Genomic DNA, 9154 nt, shown 5'->3' on the forward strand with positions numbered 1-9154 from the left:
ATTTTTCTAATACTAATTATTGTCATAATAAATTTTCACTTTGCATTACATCTTTCTGAATGGTATTATTAATGTGGAAAAAATCAGTTTGTTTATTATGGTGTGTAGTTGACGGCGGAGGTGTATATTTGTGTCTGACAGTACACAAGAGATTTTAATTCGTTTACCTGAGGCTCTAATTAATGAAGTTGATGGTTTTCTTAAGCAAGAAGAAAGTAATCGTAACGAATTTATTTATCAAGCAACGAAAGCTTACCTCAGAGAGCGGAAAAAACGACAAATTCGCGAATCTATGAGACGTGGTTACATGGAGATGGCAAAAATTAATTTAAATATTGCTTCAGAGGCCTTTTTAGCTGAAGCTGAAGCGGACAACACCCTAGAGCGCTTAGTAAGCGGGGTGTAATGATTTGAATGTTAAACGAGGCGACGTTTATTTTGCTGACCTTTCACCCGTTGTCGGCTCTGAACAAGGTGGCGTTCGCCCAGTACTTGTCATCCAAAATGATATTGGGAACAGATTTAGTCCCACGGTTATTGTTGCAGCGATCACAGCACAAATTCAAAAAGCGAAACTACCCACTCATGTGGAAATTGATGCGAAAAAGTATGGATTTGAACGTGACTCTGTTATTTTGTTAGAGCAGATTCGAACAATAGATAAACAACGACTTACAGATAAGATTACACATCTTGATGACACGATGATGAGCAAGGTGGACGATGCTCTACAAATTAGTATAGGTCTTATTGATTTTTAAAAAAGAATAATTTTTCCAAAATATAGGTTACTTCAATTGTGAGGTAGCCTTTTTATTTTGTCTTTATAATCACAAATAATTGAAAGAATATTATAAAAATGGAATAATACAAGTATCCTTTACATTATTCCGTATTAAAGTGAGATGTTTATTAAGTCAGTTTAGAGGGAATGGTTACTCTAAACGGAATAAGAACAAAAGAGTGGAGGTTAGGAAGTGAATCTTGAAATTAATATTGAGCTTTTGGATAATACTCATCTATTAAAATTAAGTGGTGAAGTTGATGCATATACTGCTCCGAAGCTCCGTGAAGCAATTATTCCGTTAGTAGAAAAAGAAAATGCGAATGTAATTGTAAATTTATCTGGAGTTCGTTATATGGATAGTACAGGATTAGGGGTATTTATTGGTGCTCTTAAATCATCATATAAATTTAGGAGTAGCTTGAAATTGCAAGGTTTAACTACTCAAGTAGAGCGGTTATTTCATATAACGGGTCTTTCAGAGGTTATTAACATCGAAGCCGAGTGCGGAGTAAGAGGTGAAAAATAATGAATGAACCCATTGACTTCATTGAGATGAAAATCCCGGCAAAACCAGACTATATTAGTGTAATTAGGCTAACTATTTCCGGAATAGCAAATCGCATGGGATTTTCATATGAAGACATCGAAGATTTAAAGGTAGCATTATCCGAGGCAGTAACGAATGCAGTCCATCATGCTTATGATGACAATAAAGGAAAAGATGTAACAATTGGATTTGCGATTTTTAAAGACCGGTTAGAAATCATCGTAACTGATCATGGGAAAGGTTTTGAAGGTCACAATAACACTAATAGTATGAAAACAAAGCCTTTTAATAATTTGTCATCAGTTGAGGAGTTACGTGAAGGTGGGGTAGGACTTTTCTTGATTGAAGCTTTAATGGATAAAGTATCTATCGACAATGATACCGGTGGGGTTGTAATCTCTATGATAAAGCACCTAGTAAGAGATGAGGTGGGACATAGTGACAACACATTCTCAACCTCCGAAACAAAATAATATTGTTTATGAATGGATAAAGGCTTTTCAAGAAACATCAGATGAACATGCTCAACACAATCTTGTAGAGCATTATCAGTCCTTAGTGGAGTCGTTAGCTAGAAAATTTTCAAAAGGAAAAGCTATTCATGAGGATTTTTTTCAGGTTGGTATGCTAGGACTATTAGCAGCGATTCGGAGGTATGATGAAAGTCTTGGGAAAAACTTTGAATCATTTGCGATTCCTACAATTATCGGTGAAATAAAGAGGTATATACGAGATAAAACATGGAGTGTACAGGTACCTAGACGTATTAAAGAACTTGGTCCGAAATTGACTAAAGCTATAGATTTTTTAACGAATGAACTGGAGCGGTCTCCTAAAGTAGAAGAATTAGCAAAATATTTGGACGTAACAGAGGAAGAGATATTAGAAACAATGGAAATGACTAGAAGCTATCGTGCCCTTTCGATTGAAGCAAAAGTTGAAGGTGACTATGACGGGAAAATAGTTACTTTATTGGATTTAATTGGGATTCACGATAATGGATTTCAAGAGGTTGACCATACATTATTAATTGAAAAAATATTTAGCATTTTAACAGAGCGGGAACGGCAAATCATTAATTATACATATTTTAATAACTTAAGCCAAAAAGAAACGGGAGAAATAATTGGGATTTCCCAAATGCACGTATCACGATTGCAAAGGCGCGCCCTTAAAAAGCTTAGGGAAGTAGTCAAATTGGGGCAACATGATGATGCGGAAAATATAAGCTAGCATAGTGATTTTTGGGATCGAGATTACGCGGATAATAGAAACAGTAAGAGATGCGAACAAAAGGGGCTATTATAAGCTCTTTTTTTATACTATAAAATCTTAGCTTTATGAGGTTTTAGAATAGGAAGGGTATCGACTGCTATATTTGATAGCAGATAGACAGTCTCTTTTAATTATTTCGTTATTACCTGTAATTTTTGATAAAATAGACGATAGAATATTTTATAAAAGATAGGTGGCCAAACAAGTGAGTACAAATAATGAAATAATTATTAAAGGCATCGCCAAAGAATTAAACATTCACACAAAACAAATACATAGTGTTATAACTTTAATTGAAGAGGGAAACACGGTTCCGTTTATTGCTCGATATCGTAAGGAACGTACGAATGGTCTAGATGAAGTTCAAATTCGAGCTATTATGGAAAAATGGGAATATGCACAAAACCTTGAAAAGCGGAAAGAAGAAGTAATTCGTTTAATTGAGGAGCAAGGGAAATTAACAGACGAATTAAAGCGTGACATAGAAGCAGCGGACAAACTCCAAAAGGTAGAGGATTTATATCGTCCTTATAAACAGAAAAGAAGAACAAAGGCAACCATTGCGAAAGAGAAGGGTCTTGAGCCGTTAGCGGAGTGGCTTTATGCCTTGCCTATAGAAGGGGACGTTTTTGAAAAAGCCCAGGAATTTCTAAATGAAGAAAACGGGTTATTATCAGTGGAAGACGTTTTGCAGGGGGCTAGGGACATAATTGCGGAATATATTTCGGATTCAGCTGAATTCCGTGAATGGATTCGCGAGGAAACGTTTAAAAAAGGTAGGCTAAAAGCAGTTTTAAAGGATGAAGAAAAAGATGAAAAGAACGTATATGAAATGTATTACGATTATGAAGAGCCGATCGGCAAGGTAGTACCGCATCGTGTTTTAGCTCTTAATCGTGGTGAAAGAGAAGAAGTATTGCGAGTGGCGATTGAGTCACCGTTAGAAAATATTGTTTACTTTTTAAATGAAAAGGTAATTGGCGGAAAGGAAACTGTTGCTAAAGAACAAGTAGAGGTTTCGATTGAGGACTCTTATAAACGCCTAATACAACCATCAATAGAAAGAGAAATACGTAATTCGTTAACGGAAAAAGCGGAGGATCAAGCCATTCTAATTTTTTCAGAAAATTTACGAAATCTGCTTTTACAGCCACCGTTAAAAGGGAAAATGGTTTTAGGAGTAGACCCTGCTTATCGAACAGGTTGCAAGCTTGCCGTAGTTGATGAAACAGGGAAGGTTCTTACAATTGGTGTCATTTACCCGCACCCACCAAAGGCAAAGCCTGAAGAAGCCAAACAAAAAATTGATGCCCTTTTGAAGGATTTTCCAATTGAAATTATAGCGATTGGTAATGGGACTGCATCTCGTGAAACTGAGCAGTTCATAGCTGATGTCTTAAAGGAAGTCGAAGGTGAAATTTACTATTTGATTGTAAATGAAGCAGGTGCGAGTGTTTACTCCGCTTCGGATTTAGCGCGAGAAGAATTTCCGGATTTTCAGGTTGAAGAAAGAAGTGCGGTATCCATTGCAAGAAGGCTACAAGATCCATTGGCAGAGTTAGTAAAGATAGATCCTAAATCGATCGGAGTAGGGCAATATCAGCACGATGTTTCACAAAAAAAATTAACTGATTCATTAACATTTGTTGTGGAAACCGTTGTAAACCAAGTAGGGGTTAACGTAAATACCGCTTCAGTGTCTTTGTTACAATATGTCTCTGGTCTAAGTAAAGCTGTTGCTGCAAATATAGTCAAAAAAAGAGAAGAAGAAGGAAAGTTTACGTCAAGAAAGCAATTAAAAGGTATTCCAAGGCTTGGAGCAAAAACGTATGAACAATGTATCGGGTTTTTAAGAATCATTGACGGAGTACAACCTTTAGACCGTACCTCTATTCATCCAGAAAGCTATGAGGTAACTATGCAATTGCTTGAAAAAGTTAGTTGTACAGAAGAAGATTTGGGGTCTGAAAAGTTGAAAAACTCATTGGCTAATCTTGATATTACGGGAATTTCAACTGAAATAGGCATCGGTATACCGACATTGAAGGATATAATTGATGCGCTTGTTCGACCGGAACGAGATCCCCGAGATGAAGTTTCAAAACCGTTATTAAAAAAGGATATTCTAAAGCTAGAAGATCTTCAAAAGGGAATGGAATTAGAAGGTACGGTTCGAAATGTAGTAGACTTTGGTGCGTTTATTGATATTGGCGTTAAACAGGATGGATTAGTTCACATCTCTAAACTAAGTAAGCGTTTTGTAAAGCATCCAATGGACATTGTTTCTGTTGGTGATGTTGTAACAGTATGGGTGGAGGATGTTGATCAAAATAAAGGCCGTGTTGCTTTAACGATGCTACCACCACAATAAAGTTTGAAAGCACTGCTTACGAGCAGTGCTTTTTTCTATAAAAAAACCAGCATTGATTGAGGAGTTTAATTTGATAGCGATTTTTATCATGATAGGCTTGCTTTAATTGGTTAATTAACCAACGGGGCATAACGCTTCCTCCTTTAAAAATGTTCAATTAAGCAGATTTCAGTCTATTGAACAATTATTAACACTTTGTATAAGGTATTACATAGTGTATGCATTGTTTATGTGTTATGTGCAATAGTAATAAAGTAAAAAGTGTCCTTTTATGGTAAAATAGCAAAAAACGATGCTGGAGATTTTATTATGGAACAAAAGGAATTGCAGATTCTTTGTGAAAAAATCTCGATTGATTTATTTGGAGAGGTATTTAGACATGAAGTGCGATTTAATAATAAGCTAAGGACAACAGGTGGAAGATACTTATTAAAGACGCATGATATAGAGATTAATCCAAAATATTTAAAAGAACAAGGAGTAGATGCTGTAATTGAAATTATTAAGCATGAATTATGCCATTATCATCTTCATATTAAAGGAAGAGGTTACAAACATGGAGATAGGGATTTCAAATGCTTAATGAAAAAAGTGGGAGCCCCTAGATTTTGTAAGCCTCTTACGACTGTTAAACGTGTGAAGCAAAGTTACAAATATATTTATCAATGTAGCACTTGCAAGCAGGAGTATAAAAGAAAAAAAAGGATGGATATTTCACGATATGCTTGTGGAAAATGTAGAGGAGAACTTATCTTAAAACAAGAAATTAAAGGTAGTTGACGCTGAAAAATTGGATATGATATATTATATAAGCCGTAGGAATTGTTGATGAATGTGAGAGTCTAATTTTTTCTTGACAACTCCCTGAGGTTCGTATAAGATATTAAACGTTGTCACTTAACGTTCCACAGTAGCTCAGTGGTAGAGCTATCGGCTGTTAACCGATCGGTCGCAGGTTCGAATCCTGCCTGTGGAGCCAAGAGGAGAAGTACTCAAGTGGCTGAAGAGGCGCCCCTGCTAAGGGTGTAGGTCGGGTAACCGGCGCGAGGGTTCAAATCCCTCCTTCTCCGCCAGTATGGCCCGTTGGTCAAGCGGTTAAGACACCGCCCTTTCACGGCGGTAACACGGGTTCGAATCCCGTACGGGTCACCATTTGTTTTAAGTTCAGGATAGAGTTTGGTAAACAGTTTTTGTGGTCAATGTGGTCAATTTAAAATGGAGGATTAGCTCAGCTGGGAGAGCACCTGCCTTACAAGCAGGGGGTCGGCGGTTCGATCCCGTCATCCTCCACCATCCTATAGTTAAGTTTTCCATGATTGTAACTTTATAATGTAGATTAGATATATTATAGATCAAATGGTTCCGTGGTGTAGTGGTTAACATGCCTGCCTGTCACGCAGGAGATCGCGGGTTCGATCCCCGTCGGAACCGCCATTATTACTTATTATATTGAAGCTAATCTTGTTACTAAAAGGTCATTTAGTTAGTATCCTTGATTTAGGATGTTGAATAACATGATGTTGAATCAATGGGCTATAGCCAAGCGGTAAGGCAACGGACTTTGACTCCGTCATGCGCTGGTTCGAATCCAGCTAGCCCAGCCATTGTTTTGTATGAAATGATATACAATTTAAGTATGAGCCATTAGCTCAGTAGGTAGAGCATTTGACTTTTAATCAAAGGGTCGCAGGTTCGAATCCTGCATGGCTCACCATTTGCGGGTGTGGCGGAATTGGCAGACGCACTAGACTTAGGATCTAGCGCCTATGGCGTGGGGGTTCAAGTCCCTCCACCCGCACCATTGACTTTTAATAAAATTAATAGTAATATAGATTAAGTCGCTGTTGTTATTGCAGTGTCTTTTGTTTTCTTTATAGCGATTACCGCGGTCGTGGCGGAATGGCAGACGCGCTAGGTTGAGGGCCTAGTGGGGGCAACCCCGTGGAGGTTCAAGTCCTCTCGGCCGCACCAAATATTGGCAACAAATTTGCACTTGATAAAACGAAATAAGCGTGATATATTAATTAAGTCGCTTTAATTACAAGTGCGCCCGTAGCTCAATTGGATAGAGCGTCTGACTACGGATCAGAAGGTTATGGGTTCGACTCCTGTCGGGCGCGCCATTATAAGTTAATTATTATCTCGGGAAGTAGCTCAGCTTGGTAGAGCACATGGTTTGGGACCATGGGGTCGCAGGTTCGAATCCTGTCTTCCCGACCATCGAATTTAATATTAAGCGGGTGTAGTTTAATGGTAAAACTTCAGCCTTCCAAGCTGATGTCGTGGGTTCGATTCCCATCACCCGCTCCATTTTTTTTGTGTGTTTTACGGGCCTGTAGCTCAGCTGGTTAGAGCGCACGCCTGATAAGCGTGAGGTCGATGGTTCAAGTCCATTCAGGCCCACCATAATTTTAGGAAAAATAGTTATTGACTTCCACGAAACAAAATGATATGATTGGTTTTGTCGCTGGAGATAAGCGACATCGTAACATTTTTGCTTTTGAGAAGGTCAGATGTTCTTTGAAAACTAAACAAAATGTCAAGCGTGCAAAAGAAGTTGAACGAAGGTTCAACAACCAAGTCAGTATGAATAAGAGTTAAGAATCATCGGCTAAGATCGTCACGTCCTGTGACAACGCCGATGGTAGCACATTCATGTGCGTCAAACACTTTTCGGAGAGTTTGATCCTGGCTCAGGACGAACGCTGGCGGCGTGCCTAATACATGCAAGTCGAGCGGAAGTCAAGAAGCTTGCTTCTTGACTTTAGCGGCGGACGGGTGAGTAACACGTGGGCAACCTGCCTGTAAGACTGGGATAACTTCGGGAAACCGGAGCTAATACCGGATAACTTATCGCATCACATGGTGAGATAATAAAAGATGGTTTCGGCTATCACTTACAGATGGGCCCGCGGCGCATTAGCTAGTTGGAGAGGTAACGGCTCCCCAAGGCGACGATGCGTAGCCGACCTGAGAGGGTGATCGGCCACACTGGGACTGAGACACGGCCCAGACTCCTACGGGAGGCAGCAGTAGGGAATCTTCCGCAATGGACGAAAGTCTGACGGAGCAACGCCGCGTGAGCGAAGAAGGTTTTCGGATCGTAAAGCTCTGTTGTTAGGGAAGAACAGGTAGAAGAGTAACTGCTTTTACCGTGACGGTACCTAACGAGAAAGCCACGGCTAACTACGTGCCAGCAGCCGCGGTAATACGTAGGTGGCAAGCGTTGTCCGGAATTATTGGGCGTAAAGCGCGCGCAGGCGGTTCTTTAAGTCTGATGTGAAAGCCCCCGGCTCAACCGGGGAGGGTCATTGGAAACTGGGGAACTTGAGTGCAGAAGAGGAGAGTGGAATTCCACGTGTAGCGGTGAAATGCGTAGAGATGTGGAGGAACACCAGTGGCGAAGGCGACTCTCTGGTCTGTAACTGACGCTGAGGCGCGAAAGCGTGGGGAGCGAACAGGATTAGATACCCTGGTAGTCCACGCCGTAAACGATGAGTGCTAAGTGTTGGAGGGTTTCCGCCCTTCAGTGCTGCAGCTAACGCATTAAGCACTCCGCCTGGGGAGTACGGTCGCAAGACTGAAACTCAAAGGAATTGACGGGGGCCCGCACAAGCGGTGGAGCATGTGGTTTAATTCGAAGCAACGCGAAGAACCTTACCAGGTCTTGACATCTCCTGAAAGCTCTAGAGATAGAGGGATCCCCTTCGGGGGACAGGAAGACAGGTGGTGCATGGTTGTCGTCAGCTCGTGTCGTGAGATGTTGGGTTAAGTCCCGCAACGAGCGCAACCCTTGTCCTTAGTTGCCAGCATTGAGTTGGGCACTCTAAGGAGACTGCCGGTGACAAACCGGAGGAAGGTGGGGATGACGTCAAATCATCATGCCCCTTATGACCTGGGCTACACACGTGCTACAATGGATGGTACAAAGGGAAGCAAGACCGCGAGGTGGAGCGAATCCCATAAAGCCATTCTCAGTTCGGATTGTAGGCTGCAACTCGCCTACATGAAGCCGGAATCGCTAGTAATCGCGGATCAGCATGCCGCGGTGAATACGTTCCCGGGCCTTGTACACACCGCCCGTCACACCACGAGAGTTTGTAACACCCGAAGTCGGTGGAGTAACCGTAAGGAGCTAGCCGCCTAAGGTGGGACAGATGATTGGGGTGAAGTC

Annotated in this window: 8 protein-coding genes, 13 tRNA genes and 1 rRNA gene; 21 read left to right on the forward strand and 1 reads right to left on the reverse strand. The window is 40.7% G+C overall.

Features of this window, described 5'->3' with window-relative positions:
- Positions 1-124: 124 nt before the first annotated feature.
- The 6 genes from D612_RS0107205 to D612_RS0107230 all read left to right on the forward strand — a co-directional run bounded on the left by D612_RS0107205 (position 125) and on the right by D612_RS0107230 (position 4980).
- Positions 125-406: a CopG family ribbon-helix-helix protein gene (locus D612_RS0107205; protein ID WP_026092430.1), complete on the forward strand. Its 282-nt coding sequence runs from the start codon at positions 125-127 to the stop codon at positions 404-406.
- Between the two features lie 4 nt (positions 407-410).
- Positions 411-761, forward strand: coding sequence for a type II toxin-antitoxin system PemK/MazF family toxin (locus tag D612_RS0107210; RefSeq protein ID WP_017754815.1), 351 nt, complete (start codon positions 411-413; stop codon positions 759-761).
- 216 nt (positions 762-977) lie between these two features.
- Positions 978-1313, forward strand: a complete 336-nt coding sequence (locus D612_RS0107215; protein WP_017754816.1) for an STAS domain-containing protein — start codon at positions 978-980, stop codon at positions 1311-1313.
- Positions 1313-1807, forward strand: a complete 495-nt coding sequence (rsbW, locus tag D612_RS0107220; RefSeq protein ID WP_017754817.1) for an anti-sigma B factor RsbW — start codon at positions 1313-1315, stop codon at positions 1805-1807. Before D612_RS0107215 ends, rsbW begins: the two co-directional genes overlap by 1 nt.
- Entirely contained in the window at positions 1773-2567 is a 795-nt protein-coding gene (sigB, locus tag D612_RS0107225) for an RNA polymerase sigma factor SigB (protein WP_017754818.1), read from the forward strand. The genes rsbW and sigB overlap by 35 nt, the downstream gene beginning before the upstream one ends.
- A gap of 247 nt (positions 2568-2814) precedes the next feature.
- Positions 2815-4980 (forward strand): Tex family protein, encoded by a 2166-nt coding sequence (locus D612_RS0107230; protein ID WP_017754819.1) that lies wholly within the window; start codon positions 2815-2817, stop codon positions 4978-4980.
- Positions 4981-4996: 16 nt separating this feature from the next.
- Here the strand turns inward: D612_RS0107230 and cmpA are convergent, their stop codons facing one another.
- Complete coding sequence (gene cmpA, locus D612_RS19240; protein ID WP_017754820.1) at positions 4997-5110, reverse strand: cortex morphogenetic protein CmpA; 114 nt, start codon at positions 5108-5110, stop codon at positions 4997-4999.
- Positions 5111-5289: 179 nt separating this feature from the next.
- On the opposite strand from cmpA, the gene D612_RS0107240 reads away from it, so the two are divergent.
- The 15 genes from D612_RS0107240 to D612_RS18045 all read left to right on the forward strand — a co-directional run.
- Positions 5290-5760 (forward strand): SprT family protein, encoded by a 471-nt coding sequence (locus D612_RS0107240; protein ID WP_017754821.1) that lies wholly within the window; start codon positions 5290-5292, stop codon positions 5758-5760.
- Between the two features lie 124 nt (positions 5761-5884).
- Positions 5885-5959, forward strand: a tRNA-Asn gene (locus D612_RS0107245).
- 3 nt (positions 5960-5962) lie between these two features.
- Positions 5963-6053: transfer RNA gene (locus D612_RS0107250), tRNA-Ser, on the forward strand.
- Positions 6054-6057: 4 nt separating this feature from the next.
- Positions 6058-6132: transfer RNA gene (locus D612_RS0107255), tRNA-Glu, on the forward strand.
- Between the two features lie 65 nt (positions 6133-6197).
- Positions 6198-6273, forward strand: a tRNA-Val gene (locus tag D612_RS0107260).
- A 65-nt stretch (positions 6274-6338) separates the two neighbouring features.
- A tRNA-Asp gene (locus tag D612_RS0107265) sits at positions 6339-6414 on the forward strand.
- A gap of 95 nt (positions 6415-6509) precedes the next feature.
- Positions 6510-6584, forward strand: a tRNA-Gln gene (locus D612_RS0107270).
- A 34-nt stretch (positions 6585-6618) separates the two neighbouring features.
- Positions 6619-6694, forward strand: a tRNA-Lys gene (locus tag D612_RS0107275).
- Between the two features lie 3 nt (positions 6695-6697).
- Positions 6698-6781 (forward strand) — tRNA-Leu (locus D612_RS0107280).
- Between the two features lie 84 nt (positions 6782-6865).
- Positions 6866-6951: transfer RNA gene (locus tag D612_RS0107285), tRNA-Leu, on the forward strand.
- 75 nt (positions 6952-7026) lie between these two features.
- Positions 7027-7103 (forward strand) — tRNA-Arg (locus D612_RS0107290).
- Positions 7104-7123: 20 nt separating this feature from the next.
- Positions 7124-7200: transfer RNA gene (locus D612_RS0107295), tRNA-Pro, on the forward strand.
- Positions 7201-7216: 16 nt separating this feature from the next.
- Positions 7217-7290 (forward strand) — tRNA-Gly (locus tag D612_RS0107300).
- Positions 7291-7309: 19 nt separating this feature from the next.
- Positions 7310-7386, forward strand: a tRNA-Ile gene (locus tag D612_RS0107305).
- A 264-nt stretch (positions 7387-7650) separates the two neighbouring features.
- Positions 7651-9154: ribosomal RNA gene (locus D612_RS18045) — 16S ribosomal RNA — on the forward strand; the annotation flags it as partial.

Origin of the sequence: Calidifontibacillus oryziterrae, assembly GCF_000331575.1 — a bacterium.
Taxonomy (GTDB): Bacteria; Bacillota; Bacilli; order Bacillales; family Bacillaceae_J; genus Calidifontibacillus_A; species Calidifontibacillus_A oryziterrae.

Excerpts from the sequence above, each read along its gene's own strand:
- D612_RS0107240 (WP_017754821.1), top strand. The coding sequence starts at position 5,290 with ATGGAACAAAAGGAATTGCAGATTCTTTGTGAAAAAATCTCGATTGAT.
- rsbW (WP_017754817.1), top strand. The coding sequence starts at position 1,313 with ATGAATGAACCCATTGACTTCATTGAGATGAAAATCCCGGCAAAACCA.
- cmpA (WP_017754820.1), bottom strand. The coding sequence starts at position 5,110 with ATGCCCCGTTGGTTAATTAACCAATTAAAGCAAGCCTATCATGATAAA.